Genomic DNA, 26,735 nt, shown 5'->3' on the forward strand with positions numbered 1-26,735 from the left:
GAGCGCCTCGAGCGACGATGCGATGGCGAGGGGTGCGGCGGGTACCTGCGTCACATCGATTGTTGCTAAGTCGCACTGCAGCATTTAAGCGGCCTGAATGGCCCCAAAGACGTTGGTCATCTTTGATTTCGATGGAACCCTCGCGACCAGCGTGGAGTGGTTCTATGGCGTCCTCAACGAGGTCGCTCAGCGCTATCGCTTTCGGCAAACGACGGAAGAGGAGCGCGAGCAGCTCCGGCGGCAGACCCCGTTGCAGATTCTGGAGACGCTCGGCGTTCCAAAATGGAAACTGCCGATCATCGCGAGGCATATGCGCAGCCTGGCCTCCGAGAATCTGGATCAGATCGAGCTCTATGCCTGGGTCGGTGGCCTCCTGGCCTTGTTGAAGGGGCAGGGGCTGCATCTGGCGATCGTCACCTCCAATAGCGAAGAGAATGTCCGCGCCCTGCTCGGCCGATCGGCCGCATTGATCGATGTCTATGAGAGCGGGGCGTCGCTTTTCGGCAAGTCGGCGAAATTCAAGCGCGTGCTGAAGCAGCTGAAGCTGATGCCGGTGCAGGCGATATCCGTCGGTGACGAGGTTCGCGATGTCGAGGCGGCCCGTCGCGCCGGCATCGACTGCATCGCGGTCGGGTGGGGCCTTTCCCATCCCGACGCGCTCCTGGCCGCGAAGGCGGGCGCGCTCGCGACAACGCCCGAGGAGCTGACGGCACTTCTGCTCGCCCGCTAGAGCATTTTCGAGCGAAGTGGACACCGGTTCGCGTGAAGAAAATGCGATAGAGCATCTCTGCGATTCGGAGAAACGCGGAAATGCTCTAGATCGCCGCGTCTCCTGTCGGGCGCGATAACCTGCCGGGCGGCTCGAGCCGGGACGTCGCCCGCCGCATCAGGTCGAGAAGGTGAAGCGCTGCTGGCGTGAGCGGCAGGTCGGCCCGGCGCACGACCACGAGCGCCGGAGCCGTCAGCGTCTCGGCGATCTTGATCGTGGTCAGGGCCTGTCCGGTCATCTCGAAATCCTGCCATTGGCCCGGCACCATCGCGAGCAGGTCGGTGTTGGCGAGACAGGTCAGCAAGGTCAGGGCGGACTGGCTGCGCACCGCGAGATGCGGCGCCGGCAGATCGTGGCGCGCGAAGAACGCGTTGATCTCGGCGCTGTCGTCTGCCGTGATCGATGTCGTCACCCAATCCTGCCCGACGAGATCGCGCAGCGACGTCGCGCCCGCCAGCGGATGCCCGGTCCGGCAGAGCACGACGCGCCGGTTCTGGAACAGCACTTCGAGGCTGAGCTCGGGGACAGATTGCGCGCCGCCCTCCGGGCCGATGTAGAAATCGACGGAGCCGTCCCGCAGCCTTGTTTCGAGCGTGGGATAGAAGCCCTCGATGATATGCAGCTTGATGTTCGGATAGCGCTGGCGAAAGGGCCGCAGGCTCGACGGCAGCAGCGCCAGATGCGCGGCGATCGAAAGCCCGACCGTCACGGTGCCGGTGCCCGCCCCGCGCAACTGCTCCATCTCCTCGCGCGTGCGTCGGATCTCCGACAGGATCGAACGCGCACGCGTGATGAAGGCCTGGCCGAAAGGGGTGGCGACGACGCCACGCGCGCGGCGTTCGAACAAGGGCGCGCCCAGCTCGCGTTCGAGCAGCGCGAGGCTGCGCGTCAGCGCCGGCTGCGCCACGCGCAGATGGCGCGATGCCGCCCGGACGCTGCCGCGCTCGGCGATCGCGACGACCTCCTCGAAATGATGAAGCTTCATCCTCGCGTCTCCCTCGCGAAGAGCCTCAAGCGATATCAGATGATGATCGCTCCGGCATTCTTGTCATCTGTTCAGGTATATCTCCCTCCGCTAGCTCTGTTCCACCGAAAACGCAGGCGCCGCGCCCTCCGGGGAAGAATGGCACCGCAGGAGGAACGCATGGACATCATCAAGCCCGCCTTCCATCACGTCACCTTCAAGACCAGCCGGCTCGCCGAAATGGTCGCCTGGTATGGCCGAGTCGTCGGCGCCACGCCGAATTTCCAGGATGCGAACAATGCCTGGACCACCAATGACGCGGCCAATCACCGTGTCGCCTTCCTGTCGGCGCCCGGTCTCGGCGACGACCCTGACAAGCGCAGCCATAACGGCATGCACCATAGCGCCTTCGAATATGAGAGCTTCGACGATTTGATGTCGTCCTATGCCCGGCTGCGCGACGAGGGCATCCTGCCGGCCTTCAGCCTCGACCACGGCATGACGATCTCGATCTACTACCGCGATCCCGAGGGCAATTTCGTCGAGCTGCAATGCGATACCTACGGCGACTGGAAGCAGTCCAGCGAGTGGATGCGGACCTCGACGGACTTCAAGGCCAATCCGATCGGCACCTTCTTCGACCCCGAGCGCGTCTACCAGGCCCATAGGGCGGGTTCGGGCTTCGATGCGCTGCATCTCGGCATGCGCAAGGGCGACTACGAGCCGGCCGGCGCGCCGCCCGATCTCGGCCTGCCGGTCTGACGGTGGGCGGAGGTTCGTCCGCGATGACGCTGTCGTTGAACCCAGAGGATCGTGCGGCGATCGAGGATCTGATCCAGCGCCATGCCTGGCTGATCGACCATGGCGAGGCGGATCGCATCGGCGCGCTCTTCACGGAGGATGCCGGGCTCTATGGCGTCGGCCCGGACAAGCTCGGGCGTGCCGCCATCGCGACATGGGGTGCGGAACGTGCCGCAATGCGCGAGCGCCGCTCCCGCCATGTCCAGAGCAACATCCTGATCGAGCCGGTCTCGTCCGATGCGGCGCACGGCTGCGTCGTGCTGACGCTCTATCGCCATGACGGGCCGGGGCCGGGTGCGGCCGCGCCGTTCCTGATCTGCGAATACGCCGACCGCTATCGCAAGGAGCCGGACGGGGCCTGGCGCTTCGCCGAGCGACGCCTCGCCGTGCTTTTCGGCGAAGCCTGACACCGATCGCTTCCGCTCCGGCCGCAGTGGCGACCGATGCCTTTTACCCCATTGGAAGGAGAGCCTTCATGCGTCTCGCCACCATTCTTCGCGACGGCAAGGCCCGGCTCGCGGCTTATCGCGGCCAGGATCTCATTGATCTCTCGGAAGCCGGTTCCGGCCTGCCGGGGTCCATGCTCGCTTTCGTCGAAGGCGGGGAGGTGGCGCGGGCGGCCATCGCCGCCGCGCTCGACAAGGCGCCTTCATCGGCGCTGCTCGACCCGGAGCGGACGACCTTCCTGCCGGTGCTGCCCCGCCCCGGCAAGATCATCTGCGTCGGCCTGAACTATGCCGACCATTCGGCCGAGAGCGGCTTCAAGCAGCCGGATTATCCGACGCTGTTCGGCCGCTTCTCGACGACGCTGATTGGCCACCGCGCACCGATGATCCGCCCGAACCTCTCCGATCAGCTCGATTACGAGGGCGAGATCGCGGCGGTGATCGGCCGGCGCGCCAAGCATGTTCCGAAGGCCCGTGCGCTCGACCATGTCGCCGGCTACGCCGTTTTCAACGAAGGCTCGGTGCGCGAATACCAGTTCAAGGCGCCGCAATGGACCGTCGGCAAGAACTTCGACGGAACCGGCGCCTTCGGACCGGCGCTGGTCACGGCCGATGAATTGCCGCCGGGCGCCAGGGGATTGAAGCTCGAGACCCGGCTCAACGGCCAGACCGTCCAGAGCGCCTCGACCGACAGCATGGTCTTCGACGTGGCGAGCCTGATTGCGATCATCAGCGAGGCGATCACGCTGGAGCCGGGCGACGTCATCGTCACCGGGACGCCGGCCGGCGTCGGCGTGGCGCGCAAGCCGCCGCTCTTCATGAAGCCGGGCGATGTCTGCGAGGTCGAGGTCGAGCGCATTGGCCTGCTGGTCAACCCCATTGCCCAGGAAGAAGCCGTGCGGAGCGCCGCCTGAACGGGCGGACGGTGCGGCGCAGGACGGAAGGAGCGCGCGGTGAAAGACAGCGGTTGGGATGTCGACGTGCTGATTGCTGGCGCCGGCCCGGTGGGGCTGGCCGCCGCCATCGAGCTCGGCCGCCGCGGCATCCGTTGCCTCGTGGTCGAGCGCAACGACCGCGTCGGCTATGCGCCGCGCGCCAAGACGACGAATGTCCGCACGCGCGAGCATCTGCGTCGTTGGGGCATCGCGGACAGGCTGCGCGAGGTCTCGCCGATCCCGCGCGACTATCCCTCGAACGTCGTCTTCGCCACGCGGATGACCGGCCCCGGGCTCGCGCGCTTCGAGAATGCGCTGAACGGCAGCCCGGCGCGCAACGACCTCTATTCGGAATCGGCGCAATGGGTGCCGCAATATGTGCTGGAAGAAGTCCTGCGTGAGCATGCCGCCTCGCTGCCCGGCGTGACGATCCGCTTCAGCACCGAACTGACCGCCTTCGAGCAGGACGGCAGCGGCGTCACGGGTGAGCTGAAGGATCTCGTGACCGGGGCGGTCCGCCGCGTCAGCAGTTCCTACCTGATCGGTGCCGATGGCGCGCGCAGCCTGGTCCGCGACGCGATCGGCGCGGTGATGACCGGCGACCGGGCCTATTCGCGCAACTACAACATCATCTTCCGCGCGCCCGACCTCGCCCGCCGCCACGCGCATGGCGAGGCGATCATGTACTGGATGGTCAATGAGGAATTGCCCTCGCTGCTCGGCCCGATGGACGGCGAGGGCTTGTGGTTCTTCATGGTCACCAAGCTCGCCAATGACGTCGATCCGGCGAGCGTCGACCCGGTCGCGCTGATCAGGCAAGGTACGGGCCTCCATGACCTCGCAATCGAGATCGTCGGCAAGGATCCGTGGGTGGCGCACAAGCTCGTCGCCGATCGCTACGACAAGGGCCGCGTCTTCCTGGCGGGCGATGCCTGCCATCTGCATCCGCCCTTCGGCGGCTTCGGGATGAATATGGGCATCGGCGATGCCGTCGATCTCGGCTGGAAGCTCGCGGCCACGCTCCAGGGCTGGGGCGGGCCGGAACTGCTGGCGAGCTACGAGGCCGAGCGGCGCAAGGTGCATGAGCGCACCATCGCGGAAGCGGTGATCAATTACGGCGTGCTCAGCAACCAGCTCGTCCGGCCGGGGCTGGAGGATCCGGGGCCGCTCGGCGAGGCGACGCGCCGCGAGGTCGGCGAGATCATCGAGGCGACCAAGCTGCGCGAATTCCGGACGCTCGGCATCGTGCTGGGCTCGCGCTACGAGGATTCGCCGATCATCGTTTCCGATGGCAGCGAGCCGCCGCCGGAGCATTTCATGCTCTATGTGCCCTCGGCCCATCCCGGCTGCCTTGCCCCGCACCTCTGGCTGGCCGACGACTCGTCGCTCTATGACCATTTCGGAGATGGGTTCACGCTGCTGGTCACGGCGGGCGAGGCCGGGCAGGCGGCGGATTTCTCTGCCAGGGCCGCGGCTCTGGACATCCCGCTGACGGTTCTCGCTCCGGCCGACCGGCGTCTGCCGGCGCGTTACGGCGCGCGTTTCGCCCTGATCCGGCCCGACCAGTACGTCGCCTGGCGCGGCGACGCCCTGCCTGCCGATGCGGCGGGGCTGCTCGCCCATGTCACCGGCACCATCGCAAAGGGAGCCGTCACGCCGGTATCCGCGACGGCAGCCTGAAGACCCAACGATAAAACAACCGGGGAGGAAACGATGATACGAGGAGTGGTGGGCGCCCTGCTTGGTGCGCTGTTCAGCCTGTCCTTGTCGGTGGCGGCATTCGCGCAAACCATCGAGCTCAAGGTCTCGCATTACCTGCCGCCGAACCATCAGCTTCACAAGAAACTGGAGGAATGGGGCGAGGAACTCGCCAAGCGCTCGAACGGTCGGCTCAAGCTGACCATCTTCCCGGCGGCGCAGATGGGGCCGATGCCGCGGCAATACGACCTCGCCCGCACCGGCGTCGCCGATATCGCCTTCTTCCTGCATGGCGCGCTGCCTGGCCGCTTCCCGCTGACCGAGATCACCCAGCTCCCTTATGTCTTCAATCGGGGTGAGGGCGCTGCCTCGAAGGCGATCAGCACGGCAGAGGCATCCGCGATCGTGACGGGGATGGCCGACGATCTCGCCGCCGAGCACGAGGGCACCAAGCTGCTCTATTTCATCGCGACGCCGACAGTGAGCCTGTTCTTCAACAAGGGCGCGGTGCGCGATCCCGCAGGCGTGCGCGGCCTGCGCATCCGGCACAACGGGCCGATCGCCTCGGCGATCATCGAGGCCTGGGGCGGTAGCCCCGCCGCCGTCGCGCCGGCCGAACTCTCGGACGCGCTCGCCAAGGGCACGATCGCGGGGATGCTGTTCAACTACGAGGCCGCCAAATCCTTCCAGATGGCCGAGAGCATCAAGTCGGTGACGCCGGTCAAGGCTTCCGCCGGCACTTTCGCGCTGGTCATGAACGCCGAACGCTACAAATCGCTGCCGGAGGACCTGCGCAAGCTCATCGACGAGACCACCGGCCCGGAAGCCGCCCGCAAGATCGGCGCGCTCTATGACGCGGCGGAGGATGAGGGCGAGGCTTATTTGCGTGCGGCCAAGGTCGATATCCTCGACCTGACGCCGGCCGAGCGCGCCGCCTTCGAGGAGAAGACCAAGCCGCTGGCCGCGACCTTCCTGGCCAAGGCCGAAGCGAAGAACCCGAAGGCGCGCGGCTTCTACGAGCGGCTGCGCGCCGCCGTGGGGAGGGCGCAGTGAACGGTCGCGCGGGTTCGCGGCTCGATCCCGCCCGCCTTCTCACCCTTTGCGGCGCGATAGCCCTCGCCGTGATGCTGTTCTGGACGATGTTCGACATCGGCGGGCGCCTCGCCTTCAACCGGCCGATCCACGGCACGCTCGATCTCGTCGAGGTCACGCTGGTGCTCGTCGCCTTTCTCGCGCTGCCGGAGTGCTTCCGGCGCGACGAACTGATCAAGGTCGATCTCTTCGACACGATGGTGAGCCCGCGCACGCTCGGGCGCATGACCCTGATCGGGGAGATCGCGACCTTGGCCTTCCTCGGCCTGCTGGCTGCCACGCTGTGGCAGCCGCTCGCGGATGCCTATCGTTTCGGCGATCAGAAGCCCGATCTGCCGGTTCCGATCTGGACCTTGCTGCTGACGATCGAGTTGGCCCTCGTCGTGTCCATGCTCGTCGTCCTGCGCCGGATCGGGGCGCAGATCAGGGCCGCCCTGCAGCCGCCGGGCGCCGAGACGCAGGCCCCAACCCTCCACCGCCACGAGGAGGCTACCCCATGAGCGCGACCTCGATCGGCCTGATCGGCATGGCGACGCTCGTCGGCATGATCCTCGCCCGCATCCCCGTCGCGGTCGCGCTCGGCCTCGTCGGCTTCGTCGGCTATGCCGCGATCGACGGTTTCGCCAAGGCGCGGCTCGTCTTCGGCGCGGTGCCGCTCGAACTCTCCTCGGCCTATGCGCTCTCGGTGCTGCCGCTGTTCACGCTGATGGGCGCGCTCGCGACCATGGCCGGGCTTTCGGGCGATCTCTTCCGCGCCAGCAATGCCGTCTTCGCCGGCATGCGCGGTTCGCTCGCCATGGCGGCGGTCGGTGCCTCGGCGGCGTTCGGCGCGGTCTGCGGCTCTTCGCTGGCGACGGCGGCGACGATGAGCCGGATCTCGATCCCGCAGATGCTGAAAGCGGGCTATTCGCCTGCGCTCGCCGCGGGCGTGGTCGCCGCCGGCGGGACGCTCGGCATCCTGATCCCGCCATCGCTGATCCTGATGATCTACGGCATCATCGCGCAGCTCTCGATCATCAAGCTGTTCGCCGCAGCGCTCATTCCCGGCCTCGTTCTGACCGCGCTGTACCTCGCCACCGTCGCGATCTGGGTCAGGCTCAGGCCCGAGGCGGCACCGCGCCTGCCGACGGACGGGCGGGCCCAGTCCTTACGCCTGGTTCTCTCGATCTGGGACGTCGTGCTGCTGTTCGCGGTCACCTTCGGCGGCATCTATCTGGGCTGGTTCAGCCCGACCGAGGCCGCCGCCGTCGGCGCTTTCGGTGCGCTCCTGCTGGGGCTGCTGCGGCGTGGCTTCAAGCCCGGCGATGTCGGCACGGCCTTCACAGAGACGACGCGGATCACCGCCAATCTCGTCCTGATCGTGCTGGGCTCGACGATCTTTTCCTACTTCGTCGTCCAGACCGGCATGGCCCAATCCGTGGTCCGGGGCATCAATGCCCTCGGCCTGCCGCCGCTGGCGGTCATGCTGCTGCTCGTCGCCTTCTACGTCTTCCTCGGCTGCTTCCTCGAAGGGATCGGCATGGTGCTGGTGACGGTGCCGGTGCTGCTGCCGCTCGTGCTGTCGACGGGCTACGATCCGATCTGGTTCGGCGTCCTTCTGGTTATCGTCGTCGAGATTGGGCTGATCCACCCGCCGGTCGGGATGAACCTCTTCGTCATCCGCACGCAGGCGCCGGAGATCGGCCTGGGCGCGATGTATCGCGGGGTCCTGCCGTTCCTGGTCGCGCCTTTCGTGCTGATCGCGCTGCTGCTCGCCTGGCCCGAGCTTGCGCTCTGGCTGCCGCGCCATCTCGGGGGGCTGTGACGTTCGCGCCTCAGCGCAGGTGGCTTGTCAGCATCGCGCGGGGCGTCGAGGTCAACCGCCTCCCGCCCCCGGCCTCGACGACGACGGACTCGCTGAAACCCAGGCCGGCGGCGGAGACATACATGTGGAAGACCATGCCCTCCTCCAGCCGCCAGCGGGCATTGGGCAGGAAGACGCGCGAAAAGTCGCTGGTGCGCGGCGTGCGGCCGTAGAGGCCCAGCGTGTAGCCGGTGACGTTGTCATAGGCCGGGCGCAGGCCCTCGGCGAGCACGGCCTCGCGCAGGACCGCATCGACCTCGCAGGCGAGGGCGCCGGGCCGCATCGCCGCGAACTGCCTGTCCTGCAAGGCGACGAGGCGCTCGGCGAGGGGCGAGAGCCCGCGCCGGTCGGCACCGATCAGCACCGGCCGCATCAGCCTCGCGCCGTAATTGCGGCGCTTCGGGATCAATTCGACATGCAGGATGTCGCCATCCGCCAGCGGATCGGCGGTCATGACGCCATGCAGGAATTCATGATCGCCGACGCCCGGCAGGATCGGCCCCGTCTCGCCGGTATCGGCGCCGTTCTCCAGGAAGGAGGCCGCCGCGATCGCCGCCGCCGCGCTTGGCGAAAGCTCGGGTCGGGCCTGCGCGGCGATGGCGGCCATCGCCTTGTCGGCAATGCCGGCGGCTTCCGCGATCAGGGCGATCTCGGCCGGCGACTTCACCGCTCGGAGCAGGTCGCTCGCCCGCGGCAGATCGATGAAGCGCACATCCGGCAACAGCGCCGCGAAGCGGTCCCGCGTCGCGGCCGTGAAACCATAGGAGGCGTGGTCGGCGCCGATGCGGGCCTTCGCGAAGCCGCGACGGCGGAGCTCCTCGGCCATCACGGCCTGCGGCTCGGCCGTGTCCGGAAAGCCGACGACATCGGAAAACCAGCAGGCGTCGCGGCAAGGGCCGGCATCGAGCTCGCGCAGCACGAACCAGGGCTCGCCCTGGCGGGGCAGGAAGGCGGCGCGATACATCGTCTCCGAGACGGTGTAGCCGGTCAGCCATGCCAGGAACTCGGCATGGTCGACCAGCAGAAGCTCCGCGCCGGCCTCCGCCATCGCCGCGCGGGCCTTGGCCACCCGCGCGGCGAATTCCTCGCGCGGGAAGAGCGGGCTCACGCGACTTCGCAGATGTCGAGGATGGTCAGCATGTAGATGCGGACCATGTCGAGGAAATCACGGATCTCGACACGTTCGTCGGGCATGGTGTTGTAGCGCCCGCCCGGCCCGCAGACGATGCCCTCCATGCCGGCCTCGGCATAGAGATGGCCGGCATCGGTGCCGAAGAAGCCCGGCGGCTTGATCGCGCCCGTCGGCTGCTTCTCGCCGCGCACCGCCTCATAGGCCGCGTTGACGGTCCTGACGATGCGGGCGTCCTTGGCGACTTCGAAGGCCGGCATCGACTGATGCCCTTCCTTCTTCTCGATGCGGATCGACGTCTTCAGCCCCGGAAAGCGCTGTTCCAGCGCGGTAAGCTCGCGCTGCATGTCGCCGAGCGCACCTTCCTGCGTCTGGCCAGGCGCATAGCGGCCGGAGCCCTTGAGCTTGCAATAATCCGCCACCTGCGGCGCCCGCCACTCGTGCAGCTCCTTGCCGAGCGCGCCATGGACGACGCCGACATGGACGCGGTTGATCGATTCATGCTCGGGCGACGGTGCGCCCGAGAACGTCATGGCGTTCAGGCGCGGGATCAGGTCGCAGGCGGCCATGATCGCGTCGACCGCCTGCTCGCGCTTGGAGAGGTGGCGGGTATTGCCGGTGAGCTCGATCACGAAGGAGAAGGCGCAGGCATGCATGGTCACGGCCTGCACGTCGGTCGGCTCGCTGTTGACGAAATAGTCGGCGCGGATGCCGTTGCGGATCGCCGCGACCGTGCCGACGCCGCCCTGCAATTCGCCGACGACATAGGTCAGGATCACGTCGCCCTTCAGCTTCACCCCGGCATCGAGCAGCGTCTTGACCGCGCAGTAGGAGGCGGCGTCGCCCGCCTTCATGTTGGAGACGCCGATGCCGTAGATGAACTCGTCATCGACGAGGCCGCCCCAGGGATCGACGGTCCAGCCCTCGGTCGCCGGGTTGGTGTCGAGATGGCCGTTGAACAGCAGGCTCTTGCCCCCGCCCGTGCCCTTCCAGCGGCCGATGGCGTTGGCGCGGCGCCCCTCGTCGAAGGGCTGCTCTTCCGCCTCGATGCCCATCGCCTTCATCTGGCCGACGACGTGGCGGACCAGCGCCTTCTCGCCCTCGGTCTCCGAATAGCTCTTGTGCTTCGCCCAGTCCGAGAGGAGCGCGAGGCAGGCCTTCTCGTCGAGCGAATGGATCAGGTCGCGCGGGTTCATGGATGTGGCCTCTGATGTCAGGCAGCAGCCGTGGCCGGGGCAGGCACGGCTTCGAGCAGGGATTGGGTGTAGGGATGGAGGGGCCCGGTCGAGAGCGTCGCGATATCGATGAGATCGACGAGGTCGCCGCGGTACATCACCGCGATCCGATGGGCGATCTGGCGCACCAGATTGAGATCATGGGTGATGAAGAGATAGGCCGTGCCGAAGCGCTTCTGCAGGTCGACCAGCAATTCGACCACGGAGGCCTGCACGGAGACGTCGAGCGCCGAGGTGATCTCGTCGCAGATCACGAGCTTCGGCTTCGAGGCGAAGGCGCGCGCGATGGCGACGCGCTGCTTCTCGCCGCCGGAGAGCTGGTGCGGGTAGCGCTCGGCGTAAGCTGCCGGCAGCCGGACCTGCTCCAGCAATTCACCGATCTTCGCGCCGTCCCGCCTCGCCCCCGGCTCGCCATAGAGCGCGAGCGGCCGCGACAGGATCTCGCGGATGCGCTGGCGCGGATTGAGCGAGGAATCCGGGTGCTGGAAGATGATCTGGACGTCGCGGCGATAGGCCCGGTCCATGTCGGAGAGACCGGTGATGCGGCGGCCGGCGAAGCGGATCTCTCCCTCGAAACGGTTCAGGCCCGTCATCGCCTTGGCGAGCGTCGACTTGCCCGAGCCGGACTCCCCGACGATGCCGAGGATCTCGCCTGGCATCACCGAGAGGCTGACCTCGCGATTGCCGGTAAACTGCGTATTCGTCCGGCCGAGCAGGCTGCCGAGGAAGGGCTTGCGGCCATAGAGCACGCTGACCTTCTCGACCTCGACCAGCGGCTTGCCGGCTTCAGGAGCCTGCGTCTCGACCAGCCGATGGTCCGGCCGCGGCACGGCGGCGAGCAGCTTCTTCGTATAGGCGTCCTGCGGCCGGGCGAAGACCTCACTGAGCGCGCCCTGCTCGACGATCCTGCCGCGATGGATCACCGCGACCTTGGTGGCGATCTGCGAGACCAGCGCGAGGTCGTGCGAGATGTAGAGCGAGGCGACGCCGGTCTCGGCCTGCAATTCCTTGAACAGGTCGAGGATCTGCCGGGCGGTGATGACGTCGAGCGCGGTCGTCGGCTCGTCGAAAATGATGCATTCCGGCTGGCAGGCGAAGGCGGTGGCGATGACGACGCGCTGCTTCTCGCCGCCGGAAGCTTCGTGCGGATAGCGCCGCATCATCTGCCGGGGCACCTTGAGGCCGACATGGGCGAGGCGCTCCTCGCCCTCGGCCCAGGCCTGCTTCCGCGTCAGACCGCGATGGCGCACCAGCACTTCAGCCAGTTGCTCGCCGAGCGGCAGTGTCGGGTTGAGCGAGGTGCTCGGGTCCTGGAAGACCATGCCGATGCGCTTGCCGCGGATCGCATCGATCTCGGTCTCGGACGCCTTGAGCAGGTCTTGGCCCGTCAGGGCGACGCTGCCCGCCTCGCGCGCGCTCTGCGGTAGATAGCGCATGATCGCCCAGGCGAGCGAGGTCTTGCCGGAGCCGGATTCGCCGACGAGGCCGAGCACCTCGCCCTTGGCGACCGACAGGGATACGTCGTCGAGGGCGCGGGTGAAGCCGGCCGGCGTCGCGTAGTCGAGGCCGTAGCCGGCGATGTCGAGAATCGCACCCATCGCTCAGCTCCTCGGGTTCAGCGCGTCGCGCAGCCCGTCGCCGAGCAGGTTGAAGCCGATCGCGACCAGCGCGACGGCAAGGCTCGGCCACAGGATCATCCAGGCGCTCAGATGCATGAAGCGGCGCGCCTCCGAGACCATCAGCCCCCATTCGGAAGCCGGCGGCTGCGCCCCCAGCCCGAGGAAGGAGAGCGTCGCGAACAGCATCACCGCGAAGGCGACGCGGATGGTCATCTCGACGATGATCGGCGCCACCACATTCGGCAGCATCTCGCGCCCGACGATGAAGGCCGCGCTCTCGCCGCGCGCGATGGCGGCATTGACATAGTCCTGCTTGCGCACGGAAAGCGCGACCGAACGCGTCACCCGCGCCATGCCCGGCGCGAAGGCGAGCGCGATGGCGAGCAGCGCGTTGAGGCTGCTCTTGCCGAGCAGGTTCACGATCAGCAGCGCCAGCAGCAGGCTTGGGATCGACATGATCGCGTCGACGGTGCGCATGATCGCCTCGTCGCTGCGCCCGCCGAGAAAGGCCGAGACGGTGCCGATGACGGCGCCGACGAGCGTACCGAGCGCCGTCGCCAGAATGGCCAGGACGACGGTGGCGCGGGCGCCGTGCAGAAGCCGGCTCAGGATGTCGCGGCCGTACTGGTCGGTGCCGAGCCAGAACTGCGCGCTCGGCGGCTTGTAGCGCATCAGCGGCGCCATCTTCTCGGGATCGTAGGGCGCGAACCACGGCCCGACGATCACGACGAGCAGGATCAGGCCGACGATGACGAGGCCGAGCGCGCCCTGCGGCGAGCGCAGCATGCGCTTGAGGATCTCAATCATACTGGATCCTCCGGTCGAGCCAGGCGTAAGCGATGTCGGCGAGGAAATTGGCGACGGCATAGGTCGTCGCCATGATCAGCGCGCCGGCCTGGATCGAGGGCAGGTCGCGCGCCTGGATCGCCACGATGAGCTGGCGCCCGATCCCCGGCAGGGCGAAGATCTCCTCGACCACGATGACGCCGCCGAGCAGGTAGCCGACATCGAGCGCGACGATGGTGATGGTCGGCAGCAGCGCGTTGCGCAAAGCATGCTTGAAAAGCACCTGCCGCTTCGAGAGGCCCTTCAGCCGGGCGGCGCGGATGTAGTCGGAATGCAGCACGTCGACGAGCTCGGAGCGCACCATGCGCGAGACATGGGCGATCAGGATCATCGACACCGTCAGCACCGGCAGGACGAGATGCTTAAGCCCGCGCAGCGGGTCTTCGGTCAGCGGCACATAGCCGGTCGCTGGCAGCCATTGCAGCCAATCGGCCAGCACCAGAACGACCAGCGTCGCCGTGACGAATTCCGGCAAGGAGACGCCGATATAGGAGAGGAAGCTGACGCCGAGATCGGCCGCCCGGCCGCGGCGCACCGCCGCGACGATGCCGAGCGGGATCGCGACCGCCAGCATCAGCACGATCGAGAACAGGGCGAGCAGCAGCGAGCGGCCGAGCGCCTCGATCATCGCCGGTGCGACCGGCTGGCCGGTGCGCATCGAGACGCCGAAATCGCCGCGCACGACCCCGCCGAGCCAGTGCAGATACTGCATCCAGATGGGGTCGTTCAGCCCCATCTTGAGACGTAGCGCCGCCAGCGCGTCCGGCGTCGCGTTCTCGCCCAGCATCATGACGGCGGCATCGGCCGGCAGGATCTGGGTGATCGCGAAGACGATCAGCGACACGACGAGAAGCGTGTAGCCGATCAGCAGGATCCGCTTGAGGATATAGGCCGGCGACACGTCCGCTGCCCGTTTCCGCTCAGCCGCGCTTCGGCGCGTTGGCGCCGAGCGAGACGAAATCGAGCCGGTAGACCGAGCCGCGCGGATGGAGCTCATAGCCCTCCACCCAATCGCGCTGCCCCGCCAGCAGATCGAAGAAGGCCGGGATAATCGAGGGCACCTCCTCATACATCAGCTTCTGCGCCTCGGCGTAGAGCGCGCGGCGCTTGGCGTCGTCGACCGTGGTGCGGGCCTCGGAGACCAGCTTGTCGAAAGCGGCGTTGTTCCAGCGCGTCTCGTTCCAGGCGGCGTTGGAGGTGTAGAGCAGCGAGAAGATGGCGTCGGCCGTCGCCTGCATGTTGTAGAAGCCGACATAGAAGGAGCCCTTCTTCCAGACCTGGTCGAGATAGGTCGCGTGCGGCATGGTCTCGACCTTGATGTCGAAGCCGGCGGGCTTGGCCATCTCGCGCAGCGCGACGGCGAGCTGCGTGCGCTGGCCCGGCCGGTCGGAGGCGATCAGCGTCGCTTCGAGCCCCTTGGGGTAGCCGGCTTCGGCGAGCAGTGCCTTGGCCTTGGCGATATCAGCCTTCTTGGCCGGCAAGTCGGCATGGAAGCGATAGGCGGGGTTGAGCGGCGTGTCGTTGCCGGGCGAGCCGAAGCCTTCGGTCACGAAGTCGACCATCGCGGCGCGGTCGACGGTGAGCGCCAGGGCCTGGCGCACGCGGACATCGTTGAAGGGCTTCTGGTCGCAGCCGAAATTGACGTTGCAGAACTGGCCGGAGGCCAGGCGCAGCGCCTTGACGCCGGAGGCCTTCTGCAGCCGGCCGAACTCGGTCGGCGGCGTGGTGCCGAGCAGGTCGGTGTCGCCGGAGATCAGAGCGGAAGCCTCGGCGCTGACATCCGGGAAGACCAGGACCTCGATCTTGTCGAGATAGGGGCGGGCCTTGTCGTAATAGGCGTCGTTGCGGGTGACGACGACCTGTCGCTCCGGCTCGAAGGAGACGAGCTTGAACGGGCCGGTGCCGATCGCCTGGCGGTCGAGCTTTTCAAGGCCGCCCTTGATGACGGCGGCGGGAACGATCTTGGCGTTGAGATAGGCCAGCGTCACCGGCAGGTCGGCGAAGGGCGCCGAGAGCGTGAAGACGACCGTCGTCTCGTCCTTGGCGGCGACCTTCGCGACAGGCCCGATATTCTGGCGGGCGGGCGAAGCCGTCTTCGGGTCGAGGATCGCCTCGAAGGTCGCGACCACGTCGGCGGCCGTGCAAGGCGAGCCGCCATGGAAGGTCAGGCCCTTGCGGAGCACGAAGGTCCATTCGGTGAGATCGGCCGAATTCGTCCAGGACTCCGCGAGGTCGGGCTCCGCGCTCATATCGACCTTCAGCCGCGTCAGGCTCGAATAGAGCAATTCGGCGACGAGATATTCCGGGTTCACGCGGGTGACGAGCGGGTTCAGCTTGGAGACCGCCTGGTCGACGCTGACGCGCAGCGTGCCGCCGCGGCGCGGCGTCTGCGCGAAGGCCGGGACGCCGGACATCGCAAGGCCGCTCAGAGCGGCGGAAGCGGCGAGGAAATCGCGACGATGGATGCTCGGCATGGAACGCTCCTTCAGCTCAGGGACGGGCTCAGATCGGGATTGATGTCGGGCCGGAAATCGGCGGCGAGGTAATTCAGCACGGCCTGCGCCAGCGAGACGATGTCGCCGCTGGTGGTGTGCTCGCCCGGCGCATGGATATTGCGGGAGGGCCGGCCGAGGCCGCCGAGCAGGACTTCCCTGTGCCCGGTGGCGCGCTGGACCCAACCGAAATCGGAGGCGCTGGCAGCGCCCCAGCGGCGGAACTCCTCCGGCGCATAGCCGAAGCCGGAGCCGACCGCCGCCTGCCAGCGCGGCCAGTGCGGCCCGCCCGGATCGTCCGTCGGAGCGAGATGGCCGACGAGGGCCGTCTCGACGTTCAGCCCGGGGACCGAGGCGACGGCGCGCCTGATGGTCTCCTCGATCTCGGCCAAGGCGGCCTCGAAGGATTCTTCCGGCGCGTAGCGGCGGTTCAGCGTCATCTCGACAAGGGCGGGAACCTGGCCGCCTGAGGTGCCGCCCTTGATCGTGGCGACGTTGAGCTGTCCCGTGAGCGGCGGCTTGCCGGGCGGCGGCGGCAGAGCCGATGCGCGCGAGGCGATGCGTGCCTTCAGAGCGGCGAGTGCATTGAGCAGGGGCAGCGCTCCGTCCATCGCGTTGTGCCCGAGCCCGCGGCGGTTACCCTCGCCCGCATGAACGGCCTCGCCATGGATTCGCACCAGCAGGTTGAACAGCCCGAAGCAGCCGGCCCAGATCCGCGCCTCGGCGCTGCCGTTGAAGTTGACGATGTGGCCTTCGAGCCGGCCCTGCTCGGCGAGATAGCGGATGCCGGGATAGAGCCCGCCTTCCTCGTCGGTGCAAAGCAGCAGCATCGGGTCGTAGGCGAGCGGGACGCTGCAGGCTTCGGCCGCCCGCAGGGCCAGCAGCACCGCGGCGACGCAGCCCTTCATGTCGGCGGCGCCGAGGCCGATCAGGCACTCGCCCTCGCGCTCCATCCGCAGCGGATCGGTCTTCCAGCCGGCCGCGGCCGGCACGGTGTCGACGTGGAAATAAAGGCCGCAGACCGGCCGCCCGCTGGCGCGGCGGGCGATCAGATTGGTGCGCGGGCCGGCGGCCGGGCCGTGCGGAACCCGCCACAGCGCTTCCGGCACGGTGACGCGCTCGGTCGCGAAGCCGAGCGGCGCGACGAGCTCTTCCATCAGCGCGGCGAAGTCGTCATAGCCGAGGCCCGGCGGGAAGGAGGTGTCGACCGCGATCATCCGGCCGAGGTCCGCGATGGCGCCCTCGGCATGGGCCGAAATCCAGTCGCCGGCCTGAGCCAGCGCCGACGCATCCTGCCGCGGGGAGGTGGTCCCTGACATGCCTCAGCTCCGCCACGCCGCGCTTGTCCAGCGCTGGCACGATCTGCGATGGAACCACTGAAACGCCGCAGTTGGCTGCGCCATTTGCGGATCCTCTTCTTTCATATAAACTATATAGAAATAGGACCGAACGGCATGCCTTCTGTCAATGCCAAAAAACCGACGCGTGCTGCCGCCGGAACAGGCAACGGCGCCGATGGGCCGCCGATCCTGCCCAATTTCGGTGCCGGCGAGGCCGCTCCGCTCTATGAGCGCGTCAAGAGGCACATGTCGGAGGCCATCCTCGTCGGCGAATGGCCGCCCGGTATGGTGCTGCCCAACGAGACCGCATTGGCCCAGGGCTTCGGCATCGCTGTCGGCACGGTCCGCCGGGCGATGAGCGATCTGGTGGCGGAGGGCCTGCTCACGCGCCGCCGCAAGACCGGAACGGTCGTGACAGGGCGCACGCCTCATCACAGCCTGCGCTTCTTCTTCCAGTATTTCCGCCTGCACCGCGCCGATGGCAGCCTCGTGCGCTCGACGAGCCAGTTCCTGAGTATCGAGGCGCAGCCGGCGACGGAGGCGCAGGCCGAGGCGCTGCGGATCAGGACCGGCGGCGTGCTCAAGATCCATCGCATCCGTCAGGTCGATGGCCGCCCCGTGATGCATGACAAGCTGGTGATGGCGGAGGAAAGGCTGCCTGGCTTGCCGCGCGATCCTGCCGAGCTGCCGCCGCTGCTCTATCTCCATCTGGTGGAGCGCTACGGCATCCGGATTTCCGCCGTCCGCGAGCAGATCACGGCCGATCTCGCCAGCGACGAGGATATTGCGCTGCTCCAGCTCGGCGGCAGAGAGGCGATCCTGACCATCGACGAGGTCGCCTACGACCAGGCGGGCGTGCCCACCATCCTCGGCTGGCATCGCGCCACGACGGCTGCCCATATCTATGTCAATGAGGTGCGATAGGCGCGCGGTTCTGGCCCATTTGGAACGGGCGTGCAGCGCGGACTTTGACACCAACCCAATTTGTCCGGTTTGCTGACCGGCCGGCGAGCACCGGCATCGCTCTCGGATCAAGACGATTTCGCGTGACCTCGTGCCGCCGCAGCCTGTGAACACCAGCCCATGAAGATCCGGCAGATCGAGATATTCCGCTCCGTGATGGCGGGCGGGTCGACCATCGCCGCCGCCGCGACGCTCGGCCTGTCGCAATCGGCGGTCAGCCGCCAGCTCGCGCAGCTCGAGGAGGAGCTAGGCTTCGAGCTTTTCGAGCGCAGCAAGGGGCGCCTGCTGCCCCGGCCGGAAGCCTTCGCCCTGATGGACGAGGTCGGCGAATTGACCTCTCTCGTCGCGCGATTGAAGCGCTATACCGAGGATCTGCGGGCGGGCACCGTCGGCCAGCGCTTCCTCAAGGTGGCGGTGCCGCATTCCTTCATCGCGACGCTGATGCCGGAGGTGATCGAGACCTATCTGTCGCAGCGTCGCGACGCCTCGATCGAGCTGATCGGCGGCCATTACGACGCTATCGAGCAGATGATCCTGGCGCGCGTCGCCGATATCGGCTTCGTCGGCCTGCCGCCGCGCGACAAGGGCTTCGATGCCCGCGAGATCGTGCGCTCCGAATCCGTCTGCATCATGCCGGCGGGCCATCCGCTGGCCGCGAGGGCGAGCCTGACGCCGCGCGACCTGTCCGGGCATGGCATCATCATGCTCGGCCGCCAGCGGCCGGCGCGTCTCGCCTTCGAGCGGCAGTTGCGGCGAGCGGGCGTCTTCCCGATCGTGCGCATCGAGGTCCATTCGGTCGAGGCCACCTGCGGGCTGGTCGCGCGCGGGCTCGGAGTCGCCGTGGTGCCCGAGCTGATCGCCGGGCTCTATCGACATCTGCCGATCGAGCAGCGTCCCTTCAGCCCGTGCATCCACGGCGCCTACGGCATCGTCACCCTCAAGGGCGCGCCGATGTCGCGCTCTGCCGAAGCCTTCATCGAGATCCTGAAGAGCCGGCTGGAGGCGGAGGCGACGGCATAGCCCGATGCGCTTTGCGCATACGGTTGCGCGCGTTTCCGGCGCCGCCCATGGTCGCCGGGACACGTGAACGGCGATCACGCCGCCGTGCCGGACGCCGGGAGCCTTCGATGACCGTCTTCGTCATCCGACGATTGATGCAGAGCATTCTGGTGCTGGCCGCGACGGCCGTCATCGTCTTCATCGGCGTCTACGCCATCGGCGATCCGGCGGAGATGCTGATCGCGCCCGATGCGACCGCGGCCGAGCGGGCGCAGGTCGAGGCCTCGCTCGGCCTCGACAAGCCGCTCCCCGTCCAGTTCCTCGCCTTCCTGGGCAATGCGCTGCACGGCGACCTAGGCCGCTCCTTCGTGTTCAACCAGCCCTCGATCTCGCTGATCCTGGAACGCCTGCCGGCGACGCTGGAGCTCGCTCTGGTCGCGATCCTGATCGCGCTGGTGCTCGGCATTCCGCTCGGCCTGATCGCGGGCCTGAAGCCGCGCTCCGTCACCGACGAGACGATCATGACCGGGTCGATCCTCGGCTTCAGCCTGCCGAATTTCTGGCAGGGCATGATGCTGGTGATGATCTTCTCGGTCTGGCTGGGCTGGCTGCCCTCGAGCGGGCGCGGCCCGACCGGGCACATCTTCGGCATCGAGACCAGTTTCGCCTCCTGGGAAGGCATCCGCCACCTCATCCTGCCGGCGATCAATCTCGCCCTGTTCAAGCTGGCGCTCGTCATCCGTCTGACGCGGACCGGCGTGCGTGAGACCATGCCGCTCGATTTCGTGAAATTCGCCCGGGCCAAGGGCCTCACCGAGCGCCGGGTCGTGCTGGTGCATGTGCTGAAGACGATCATGATCCCGCTCGTCACGGTGATCGGCATGGAGATCGGCTCGCTGATTGCCTTCGGCGTCGTCACCGAGACGATCTTTGCCTGGCCCGGCATCGGCAAGCTCCTGATCGACTCGATCATGCGGCTCGACCGCCCGGTGGTGGTGGCTTACCTGCTCGTCGTCGTCAGCCTCTTCATCCTGCTGAACTTTGCGGTCGACGTGCTCTATTCCATCCTCGATCCGCGCATCCGGCTGGGGCGGAACTGATGGCTCTCGCGAAACCTGCCCTGTTCGCGGCGCTGCGCCCCGATGCCGACAGCCTGCTTGCCCGCTCGCTGGCGGGCATCCTGAAGAGCCCGAAGGCGACGATTGCCGCCTTCGTCTGCATCGCGCTCATCCTGACCGCCCTGTTCGGCCCGGCCCTTGCGCCGCAGGACCCTTACGATCTGTCGACGCTCGACATCCTGGATTCCAAGCTGCCTCCTGGCTCGGAGAGCATGACCGGTTCCGTCTACTGGTTCGGCACCGACGTGCAGGGCCGCGACATGCTCTCGGCGATGATCTACGGCCTGCGGACCTCGCTTCTCGTCGGTGTCCTCGCCGGTCTCGTGGCGCTGCTTGTCGGCACCGTGCTCGGCCTCTCGGCCGCCTATTTCGGCGGGCGCATCGACAGCCTGATCATGCGGCTGGTCGATTTGATGCTGGGCTTTCCGACGCTGCTCGTCGCGCTGATGCTGCTCGCCATTCTCGGGCAGGGGGTCGGCAAGGTCATCTTCGCCCTGGTGCTGGTGCAATGGGCGATGTTCGCGCGCGCCGTTCGCGCTGCGGCGCTGGTCGAGAAGGGCAAGGACTATATCGAGGCGGCGCGCATGCTGGGCCTGTCGCGGCCGCGCATGCTCTTCGGCCATCTCCTGCCGAACTGCCTCTCGCCGCTGATCGTCATCGGCACGCTCCAGGTCGCGAATGCGATCTCGGCCGAGGCGACTTTGTCCTTCCTCGGCATCGGCCTGCCGATCACGCAGCCCTCTCTCGGGCTGCTGATCGCCAATGGCTATCAGGTGCTGCTCTCCGGCCAGTACTGGATCAGCGTCTATCCCGGGCTTTTGCTGCTCATCCTCGTCTTCAGCATCAATATCGTCGGCGACCGCCTGCGCGAAGTGCTGAACCCCCGTCTGGCGGAGCGCTGAGCCATGACGCCGGTACTCGTCGTCGACAATCTCGAAACCCGGTTCGGCAGCGGTGCCGGCCTGGTCCGCGCCGTGGACGGCGTCTCCTTCAGCATCGATCGTGGCGAGATCCTCGGCCTCGTCGGCGAATCCGGCTCGGGCAAGTCGATCACCGGCTTCTCGATCCTCGGCCTGATCGAGCCGCCCGGCCGGGTCGCGGGCGGGCGCATCCTGTTCCAGGGCGAGGATCTGGTCGGGTTGCCGAGCGAGAGGCTGCGGCGCCTGCGCGGCAAGAAGATCGCGATGATCTTCCAGGACCCGATGATGACGCTCAATCCCGTGCTCTCCATCGAGACGCAGATGGTCGAGGCGGTGCTCGCCCATGACGCGGTCTCGTGGAAGGAAGCGCGCGAGCGGGCTCGCGACACGCTCGGCCTCGTCGGCATTCCCTCTCCGGAGGAGCGGCTGAAGGCCTATCCGCACCAGTTCTCCGGCGGCATGCGCCAGCGCGTCGCCATCGCCATCGCGCTGCTCCACCGGCCCGACCTCATCATCGCCGACGAGCCGACGACGGCACTCGACGTCACCATCCAGAGCCAGATCCTGTTCGAGGTGCGCCGGCTGGCGACGGAGTTCGGCATGGCGCTGATCTGGATCAGCCATGATCTCGGCGTCGTCGCCAGCCTCGCCGACCGTATCGCGGTGATGTATGCCGGCCGCATCGTCGAAACCGGCTTTACCGACGACGTGCTCGACCGGCCGGCCCATCCTTATACGCGCGGCCTGATGGATGCCTTGCCTGCCAATGCGGCGCGGGGCGAGAAGCTGCGCCCGATCCCCGGCCTGTCTCCCTCTCCGCTGGCACGGCCGGGCGGATGCGCCTTCCGCACCCGCTGCTTCGCCGCGACGGAGATCTGCCAGCAGGAACCCGTGTTGCAAGGCGGCGATCACAGCTTCCGGTGCCACCATCCGCTGCCGGCCGGAGTTGCCGCATGAGCGAGGTGCTGATCGAAGGGCGCGGTCTGGTTCGGCGCTTCTCCCGTGGCCTGGATGCGGCGGAGAAGCTCGCCAGGGCTCTCGGTGCCAACGTCTCCGAGGAGGTCGTCCATGCCGTGGAGGGCGTCGACATCGCCATCCGGCAAGGCGAGGTGCTTGGCCTCGTCGGCGAGTCCGGCTGCGGCAAGTCCACGCTCGGCCGGTTGCTGGCAGGGCTCCTGCCACTCACCGAGGGCAGCCTGCTCTGGCAGGGCAAGGACGTCGCCTCGCTGTCGCGCAGCGAGGCTCTGGAGATGCGCCTGGCCGTCCAGGTGATCTTCCAGGACCCGATGTCCTCGCTCAATCCGCGCAAGCGTGTCATCGATCTCGTCGGCGAGGCGCCGCGCGTCCACGGCCTCATCCGGCGCGGCGAGGTCGACGACTATGTCGCCGAACTGCTTGAGAAGGTCGGCCTCGACCCTTCCTACCGCAAGCGCTACCCGCATCAGTTCTCCGGCGGCCAGCGCCAGCGCATCGGCATCGCCCGGGCGCTCGCGGTGAAGCCGCGGATGATCGTCTGCGACGAATCGGTCTCCGCCCTTGACGTCTCGATCCAGGCGCAGGTCATCAACCTGTTCATGGATCTGCGCGAAGAGCTCGGCCTGACCTACCTCTTCATCAGCCATGATCTCAGCGTCGTGAAGCACGTCAGCGACCGGGTTGCGATCATGTATCTCGGCCGCGTGGTCGAGACCGCGCCGGCCGAGGCCTTCTTCGCCGCGCCGAACCACCCCTATGCGACGGCGCTGCTGCGCGAACTGCCCTCGGTCAAGGAGCGGCGGCGCAGCTTCACCCCGATCCGGGGCGAGATTCCCTCGCCGCTGCATCCACCACCCGGCTGCACCTTCCACCCCCGCTGCCCGCGCGTCTTCGCGCCTTGCGCCGAGGCCCGGCCGCTGCTGAAGCCGGTCGCCGAACGGCATCTCAGCGCCTGCCATCTCAACGACGCCCCGGCCGTGCCGCTGCCGGCCGGTGGCGCCTGAAGAGGAGAGTTCGATGACCCGCAAGCACCGCCTCGCCGCGCTCCTCCCGCTGCTGGCAAGCCTCGCCTCGCCGGGATCGGCGTGGGCCACCGACCTCGTCATCGGCACGGCGAGCGAACCCTCCGCGATGGACCCGCTGTTTTCCCGCACCGGGCCCAACCAGAACATCGCGATGCAGATCTTCGATCGGCTCGTCGAGACGGATGCGCATCTGGGCATGCATCCCAGCCTCGCCGAGAGCTGGGCGACGCTCGATCCGACGACCTGGCGGGTTACCCTGCGCAAGGACGCCCGCTTCCAGGACGGCAAGCCGGTCACGGCCGACGATGTCGTGTTCTCGCTGGAGCGCGCCCGCAACGTCCCCAACAGCCCGGCGCCCTTCTCCAACAACGTCTCGGGCGTGGCTTCGGTCAGGGCTCTCGATGCGACGACGCTGGAGGTGAAGACCGATGTCCCGACGCCCGACCTGATGGAGCGGATCGGCTTCGTCTACATCCTCGAAAGGGCCGCCGCCGAGGGCAAGAGCCTGCAGGACTACAACAAGGGCGAGGGGCTGGTCGGTTCCGGCCCCTACAGGTTCAAGGAATGGGTGCCGGGGGACCGCGTGGTCCTCACGCGCAATGACGGCTATTGGGGGCAAAAACCCGCCTTCGAGACGGTCACGATCCGGTTCATCGCCAATGACGCCGCCCGCGTCGCGGCCTTGCGCTCAGGCGCGGTCGACCTGATCGACGGCGTCCCGCCCGCCGATCTGCCGGTGCTGGAGAAGACGGCGGGCTTGAAGGTGCATGCCATCCCCTCGGCCCGGCTGATCTATCTGGCCCTCGACACGGCGCGTGAGGAAAGCCCCTTCGTCACCGACAAGGAGGGCAAGCCGCTGAAGCCCAATCCGCTCAGGGATCTCAGGGCGCGGCAGGCACTGGCCAAGCTGATCAACGTGCCGGCGATCGTCGAGCGCCTGCTCAACGGGGCAGGCGTCCCGGCCGGCCAGCTCGTGCCGGACGGCGTGGCAGGGTTCGATCCCGCGCTCCAGCCCGTCGCCTACGACCTCGCCGGGGCCAAGGCGCTGCTGCAGCAGGCCGGGCTGAAGGACGGTTTCGGCATCACCATCCATTCCTCGAACGACCGCTTCGCCGGGGACAAGGACATCGCCCAGGCGATCGGCCAGATGTTCGCGCGCGGCGGCATCAAGGTGAACGGCGTCGTGACGCAGCCCTACAACGTCTATGCCGGTGCCGCGAGCCGGCAGAGCTTCTCCGCCTTCATCTTCTCCTTCGGCACGACGACGCCGACCGCCGGCCCCGGCCTGCGCAACCTGTTCATGACCGCCGATCCCAAGGCCGGAACCGGCGGTTTCAACCGCGCGCGCTATTCCAATCCGGGCTTCGACAAGGCGCTGGCGGAAGCGCTGACGCAGTTCGACGAGGGCAAGCGGATCGCCGCGATCCAGGCCGCGACGAAGATGGTCTTCGCCGAGCTGCCGGTGGTCCCGCTCTACTGGCAGAAGATCGCCTGGGCCTCGAAGGCCAACATCACCTATGAGCCGAACATGGCCGAGGACACCTCGGCGGCGCGCGCGGGACTGGCGAAATGAGCACCTTGTCGATGAAGGGCGGTGCTTCGGCCGCTTCCGAACGCTCGCCTGCGGCGGAGGCTGCCGGCGATGTCGTGACGCTGAAGGACGTGATGGTGACGATGCGGGACGGCATCCGGCTCGCCACCGACATCCATCTTCCGGCGCGGGACGGCCGCGCTCTCCCAGGTCCTTTTCCCGTCGTGATGGAGCGCACGCCCTATGGTAAGGCCGAGCGCTCGCGCGCCGAGATCGGCCGCGGCGAGGCCAGCCCGATGGCGCGCTCCGACGTGGCCGCCCATTTCGTCCGGGCCGGCTATGCGGTGGTCTATCAGGATTGTCGCGGCCGCTACGGCTCGGAGGGCGAGTTCGTCAAATACGTCTCCGATGCCGAGGATGGCTACGACACCTGCGCCTGGCTCGTCGCGCAACCCTGGTGCAACGGCAAAATCGGCACGATGGGCCTGTCCTATGCCGCCCATACCCAGGCGGCGCTGGCCTCGCTGACGCCGCCCGGCCTTACCTGCATGATCCTCGATTCCGGCGGCTTCTCGAACGCCTTCCTCTGCGGCATCCGGCAGGGTGGTGCCTTCGAGCTCAAGCAGGCGACCTGGGCCTATAACCGGGCGCAGGAAAGCCCGGACGCGCTCGCCGACCCCGTCGTCGCCGCCGGCCTCGCGGCCGAGGACCTGCATGCCTGGTTCCGCGTGATGCCATGGAGCGAGGGGCGCTCGCCGGTGCGCTGGGTGCCCGAATACGAGACCTATCTGCTCGACCAGTGGCGCGCCGGGACCTTCGGCCCCGAATGGAAGCGGCCGGGGCTGTGGCTTGAAGGCTTCTACGACGCGGTTCCCGACATCCCGATCATGCTGATGTCGAGCTGGTACGACGTCTATGTGAAGACCACTTTCGACAATTTCGCCGGCTTGAGCGCAGCGGGCCGCCGCCACGTCAACGTCATCATGGGCCCCGGCCTGCACGGGAACCGCCAATCCACCTTTGCCGGCGACGTATCCTTCGGCGAGGCCGCGCCCTTCGACGGCAATGTCGGCACGAGCTGGCTCGATTTCCGCCGGCGCTGGTTCGATCGCTGGCTCAGGGACGAACCCAACGGCCTCGAGGCCGATCCCACCTTGCGCCTGTTCCTGATGGGCGGCGGCTCCGGCGAGAAGGACGCCGAGGGGCGGCTCGTGCAGGGCGGCCGCTGGATCGAGGCTTCGGCCTGGCCGCTGCTGGGCACGCAGCTGCAGGATTGGTATCTCCACGGCAATGGCGTGCTGTCGCAAGAGCAGCCGGCTCACGACGCCCCGCCCCTGAGCTATGATTTCGACCCGGCCGATCCGGTGCCGACCATCGGCGGCGCGCTGACGAGCGGCCAGCCGATCTTCGAGGGCGGCGGTTTCGACCAGCGCGAGGGGCCGCGCTTCTTCGGCTCGCGCGCTGCCGGCATGCCGCTGATCGCGCGCCGCGACGTGCTCGCTTTCGAGAGCTTGCCTCTGGAGCAGGACATGGCCGTGATCGGGCCTATCACGGTCGAGCTCTGGGTCGCCTCCGACGCGCCCGATACCGACTTCACCGCCAAGCTGGTCGACATGCATCCGCCCTCCGCGGACTACCCCACCGGCTTCGCGCTCAACCTGACGGACGGCATCTTCCGCTGCCGCTATCGCAACTCCTGGGAGAAGCCGGAGCCGATCGAAACGGAGGTTCCGTTCCGCATCACCATCGAGCCTTTCGCCACGGCGGCGCTGTTCAAGGCCGGGCATCGGATCAGGCTCGACATCTCCTCCTCGAACTTCCCGAAATTCGACGTCAATCCCAACACCTTCGATCCGGAAGGGCGGGGGCGCCGGCGGCGGATCGCCTGCAACACGGTCTTCTGCGACGGGCAGCGTGCCTCGCGGATCATCCTTCCGATCGTGCCGGTATCCTCGTTGCGCGGCCTGTCGAGCATCGCGCGGTGATGGGGAGCAT

Annotated in this window: 24 protein-coding genes; 16 read left to right on the forward strand and 8 right to left on the reverse strand. The window is 67.7% G+C overall.

The window, feature by feature from the left end; translation table 11 throughout:
* Positions 1-97: 97 nt before the first annotated feature.
* Positions 98-730 (forward strand): HAD-IA family hydrolase, encoded by a 633-nt coding sequence (locus GY40_RS00230; RefSeq protein WP_038357681.1) that lies wholly within the window; start codon positions 98-100, stop codon positions 728-730.
* 85 nt (positions 731-815) lie between these two features.
* Here the strand turns inward: GY40_RS00230 and GY40_RS00235 are convergent, their stop codons facing one another.
* On the reverse strand, positions 816-1,754 hold the full coding sequence (locus tag GY40_RS00235) for a LysR substrate-binding domain-containing protein (protein WP_038357683.1): 939 nt from the start codon (positions 1,752-1,754) through the stop codon (positions 816-818).
* A 159-nt stretch (positions 1,755-1,913) separates the two neighbouring features.
* On the opposite strand from GY40_RS00235, the gene GY40_RS27365 reads away from it, so the two are divergent.
* From GY40_RS27365 to GY40_RS00270, 7 genes are all read left to right on the forward strand, one after another.
* A complete protein-coding gene (locus GY40_RS27365) occupies positions 1,914-2,495 on the forward strand; it encodes a VOC family protein (protein ID WP_038357685.1) in 582 nt (193 codons plus the stop codon).
* A 23-nt stretch (positions 2,496-2,518) separates the two neighbouring features.
* Positions 2,519-2,941, forward strand: coding sequence for a nuclear transport factor 2 family protein (locus GY40_RS26325; protein ID WP_051987371.1), 423 nt, complete (start codon positions 2,519-2,521; stop codon positions 2,939-2,941).
* Positions 2,942-3,009: 68 nt separating this feature from the next.
* Positions 3,010-3,894 carry a fumarylacetoacetate hydrolase family protein gene (locus tag GY40_RS00250; protein ID WP_038357687.1) on the forward strand — a complete coding sequence of 295 codons (885 nt, stop codon included), beginning with the start codon at positions 3,010-3,012 and terminating at the stop codon, positions 3,892-3,894.
* Between the two features lie 39 nt (positions 3,895-3,933).
* Complete coding sequence (locus GY40_RS00255; protein ID WP_038357689.1) at positions 3,934-5,595, forward strand: FAD-dependent monooxygenase; 1,662 nt, start codon at positions 3,934-3,936, stop codon at positions 5,593-5,595.
* Positions 5,596-5,628: 33 nt separating this feature from the next.
* Positions 5,629-6,666: a TRAP transporter substrate-binding protein gene (locus tag GY40_RS00260; protein WP_081925031.1), complete on the forward strand. Its 1,038-nt coding sequence runs from the start codon at positions 5,629-5,631 to the stop codon at positions 6,664-6,666.
* Positions 6,663-7,205, forward strand: a complete 543-nt coding sequence (locus tag GY40_RS00265; protein ID WP_038357691.1) for a TRAP transporter small permease — start codon at positions 6,663-6,665, stop codon at positions 7,203-7,205. The genes GY40_RS00260 and GY40_RS00265 overlap by 4 nt, the downstream gene beginning before the upstream one ends.
* Entirely contained in the window at positions 7,202-8,509 is a 1,308-nt protein-coding gene (locus GY40_RS00270; protein WP_038357693.1) for a TRAP transporter large permease, read from the forward strand. Before GY40_RS00265 ends, GY40_RS00270 begins: the two co-directional genes overlap by 4 nt.
* 10 nt (positions 8,510-8,519) lie before the next feature.
* Here GY40_RS00270 and GY40_RS00275 read toward each other — a convergent pair whose 3' ends face one another.
* From GY40_RS00275 to GY40_RS00305, 7 genes are read right to left on the reverse strand one after another with little or no spacing between them, the layout of a single operon-like run.
* Positions 8,520-9,656, reverse strand: a complete 1,137-nt coding sequence (locus tag GY40_RS00275) for a M24 family metallopeptidase (protein WP_038357695.1) — start codon at positions 9,654-9,656, stop codon at positions 8,520-8,522.
* The gene (locus GY40_RS00280; RefSeq protein WP_038357696.1) at positions 9,653-10,873 is read right to left on the reverse strand and encodes a M20 family metallopeptidase; all 1,221 of its coding nucleotides are present in this window, start codon (positions 10,871-10,873) and stop codon (positions 9,653-9,655) included. The genes GY40_RS00275 and GY40_RS00280 overlap by 4 nt, the downstream gene beginning before the upstream one ends.
* 17 nt (positions 10,874-10,890) lie before the next feature.
* Positions 10,891-12,510 (reverse strand): dipeptide ABC transporter ATP-binding protein, encoded by a 1,620-nt coding sequence (locus GY40_RS00285; RefSeq protein ID WP_038357697.1) that lies wholly within the window; start codon positions 12,508-12,510, stop codon positions 10,891-10,893.
* A gap of 3 nt (positions 12,511-12,513) precedes the next feature.
* Positions 12,514-13,338 (reverse strand): ABC transporter permease, encoded by an 825-nt coding sequence (locus GY40_RS00290; protein ID WP_038357698.1) that lies wholly within the window; start codon positions 13,336-13,338, stop codon positions 12,514-12,516.
* Positions 13,331-14,278: an ABC transporter permease gene (locus GY40_RS00295; protein WP_038357702.1), complete on the reverse strand. Its 948-nt coding sequence runs from the start codon at positions 14,276-14,278 to the stop codon at positions 13,331-13,333. The genes GY40_RS00290 and GY40_RS00295 overlap by 8 nt, the downstream gene beginning before the upstream one ends.
* A 19-nt stretch (positions 14,279-14,297) precedes the next feature.
* Complete coding sequence (locus GY40_RS00300; protein WP_038357704.1) at positions 14,298-15,851, reverse strand: ABC transporter substrate-binding protein; 1,554 nt, start codon at positions 15,849-15,851, stop codon at positions 14,298-14,300.
* An 11-nt stretch (positions 15,852-15,862) separates the two neighbouring features.
* Positions 15,863-17,188: a M20 family metallopeptidase gene (locus GY40_RS00305; protein ID WP_038357706.1), complete on the reverse strand. Its 1,326-nt coding sequence runs from the start codon at positions 17,186-17,188 to the stop codon at positions 15,863-15,865.
* 135 nt (positions 17,189-17,323) lie between these two features.
* Between GY40_RS00305 and GY40_RS00310 the strand changes: the two genes are divergently transcribed.
* The 8 genes from GY40_RS00310 to GY40_RS00345 all read left to right on the forward strand — a co-directional run bounded on the left by GY40_RS00310 (position 17,324) and on the right by GY40_RS00345 (position 26,725).
* On the forward strand, positions 17,324-18,133 hold the full coding sequence (locus tag GY40_RS00310) for a GntR family transcriptional regulator (RefSeq protein WP_081925032.1): 810 nt from the start codon (positions 17,324-17,326) through the stop codon (positions 18,131-18,133).
* Between the two features lie 159 nt (positions 18,134-18,292).
* Entirely contained in the window at positions 18,293-19,192 is a 900-nt protein-coding gene (locus tag GY40_RS00315; RefSeq protein ID WP_038357708.1) for a LysR substrate-binding domain-containing protein, read from the forward strand.
* Positions 19,193-19,299: 107 nt separating this feature from the next.
* Positions 19,300-20,271 carry an ABC transporter permease gene (locus GY40_RS00320; RefSeq protein WP_038357710.1) on the forward strand — a complete coding sequence of 324 codons (972 nt, stop codon included), beginning with the start codon at positions 19,300-19,302 and terminating at the stop codon, positions 20,269-20,271.
* Positions 20,271-21,191 carry an ABC transporter permease gene (locus GY40_RS00325; protein ID WP_051987373.1) on the forward strand — a complete coding sequence of 307 codons (921 nt, stop codon included), beginning with the start codon at positions 20,271-20,273 and terminating at the stop codon, positions 21,189-21,191. The genes GY40_RS00320 and GY40_RS00325 overlap by 1 nt, the downstream gene beginning before the upstream one ends.
* A gap of 3 nt (positions 21,192-21,194) precedes the next feature.
* On the forward strand, positions 21,195-22,166 hold the full coding sequence (locus GY40_RS00330; protein ID WP_038357712.1) for an ABC transporter ATP-binding protein: 972 nt from the start codon (positions 21,195-21,197) through the stop codon (positions 22,164-22,166).
* Complete coding sequence (locus tag GY40_RS00335) at positions 22,163-23,188, forward strand: ABC transporter ATP-binding protein (protein ID WP_038357713.1); 1,026 nt, start codon at positions 22,163-22,165, stop codon at positions 23,186-23,188. The genes GY40_RS00330 and GY40_RS00335 overlap by 4 nt, the downstream gene beginning before the upstream one ends.
* Before the next feature lie 13 nt (positions 23,189-23,201).
* Entirely contained in the window at positions 23,202-24,782 is a 1,581-nt protein-coding gene (locus GY40_RS00340) for an ABC transporter substrate-binding protein (RefSeq protein WP_038357714.1), read from the forward strand.
* Positions 24,779-26,725, forward strand: a complete 1,947-nt coding sequence (locus tag GY40_RS00345; protein WP_248311049.1) for a CocE/NonD family hydrolase — start codon at positions 24,779-24,781, stop codon at positions 26,723-26,725. The genes GY40_RS00340 and GY40_RS00345 overlap by 4 nt, the downstream gene beginning before the upstream one ends.
* Positions 26,726-26,735 lie beyond the last annotated feature (10 nt).

The sequence above is a fragment of the Allobosea sp. UNC402CLCol genome (genome assembly GCF_000745475.1).
GTDB classification, from domain to species: Bacteria; Pseudomonadota; Alphaproteobacteria; order Rhizobiales; family Beijerinckiaceae; genus Allobosea; species Allobosea spartocytisi.

Coding starts and splice junctions, on each gene's coding strand:
- GY40_RS00230 (WP_038357681.1), top strand. CDS start 98: ATGGCCCCAAAGACGTTGGTCATCTTTGATTTCGATGGAACCCTCGCG.
- GY40_RS00310 (WP_081925032.1), top strand. CDS start 17,324: ATGCCTTCTGTCAATGCCAAAAAACCGACGCGTGCTGCCGCCGGAACA.
- GY40_RS00325 (WP_051987373.1), top strand. CDS start 20,271: ATGGCTCTCGCGAAACCTGCCCTGTTCGCGGCGCTGCGCCCCGATGCC.
- GY40_RS00235 (WP_038357683.1), bottom strand. CDS start 1,754: ATGAAGCTTCATCATTTCGAGGAGGTCGTCGCGATCGCCGAGCGCGGC.
- GY40_RS00330 (WP_038357712.1), top strand. CDS start 21,195: ATGACGCCGGTACTCGTCGTCGACAATCTCGAAACCCGGTTCGGCAGC.
- GY40_RS00280 (WP_038357696.1), bottom strand. CDS start 10,873: ATGAACCCGCGCGACCTGATCCATTCGCTCGACGAGAAGGCCTGCCTC.
- GY40_RS27365 (WP_038357685.1), top strand. CDS start 1,914: ATGGACATCATCAAGCCCGCCTTCCATCACGTCACCTTCAAGACCAGC.
- GY40_RS00335 (WP_038357713.1), top strand. CDS start 22,163: ATGAGCGAGGTGCTGATCGAAGGGCGCGGTCTGGTTCGGCGCTTCTCC.
- GY40_RS00300 (WP_038357704.1), bottom strand. CDS start 15,851: ATGCCGAGCATCCATCGTCGCGATTTCCTCGCCGCTTCCGCCGCTCTG.
- GY40_RS00270 (WP_038357693.1), top strand. CDS start 7,202: ATGAGCGCGACCTCGATCGGCCTGATCGGCATGGCGACGCTCGTCGGC.
- GY40_RS00250 (WP_038357687.1), top strand. CDS start 3,010: ATGCGTCTCGCCACCATTCTTCGCGACGGCAAGGCCCGGCTCGCGGCT.
- GY40_RS00260 (WP_081925031.1), top strand. CDS start 5,629: ATGATACGAGGAGTGGTGGGCGCCCTGCTTGGTGCGCTGTTCAGCCTG.
- GY40_RS26325 (WP_051987371.1), top strand. CDS start 2,519: ATGACGCTGTCGTTGAACCCAGAGGATCGTGCGGCGATCGAGGATCTG.
- GY40_RS00285 (WP_038357697.1), bottom strand. CDS start 12,510: ATGGGTGCGATTCTCGACATCGCCGGCTACGGCCTCGACTACGCGACG.
- GY40_RS00340 (WP_038357714.1), top strand. CDS start 23,202: ATGACCCGCAAGCACCGCCTCGCCGCGCTCCTCCCGCTGCTGGCAAGC.
- GY40_RS00345 (WP_248311049.1), top strand. CDS start 24,779: ATGAGCACCTTGTCGATGAAGGGCGGTGCTTCGGCCGCTTCCGAACGC.
- GY40_RS00320 (WP_038357710.1), top strand. CDS start 19,300: ATGACCGTCTTCGTCATCCGACGATTGATGCAGAGCATTCTGGTGCTG.
- GY40_RS00305 (WP_038357706.1), bottom strand. CDS start 17,188: ATGTCAGGGACCACCTCCCCGCGGCAGGATGCGTCGGCGCTGGCTCAG.
- GY40_RS00290 (WP_038357698.1), bottom strand. CDS start 13,338: ATGATTGAGATCCTCAAGCGCATGCTGCGCTCGCCGCAGGGCGCGCTC.
- GY40_RS00315 (WP_038357708.1), top strand. CDS start 18,293: ATGAAGATCCGGCAGATCGAGATATTCCGCTCCGTGATGGCGGGCGGG.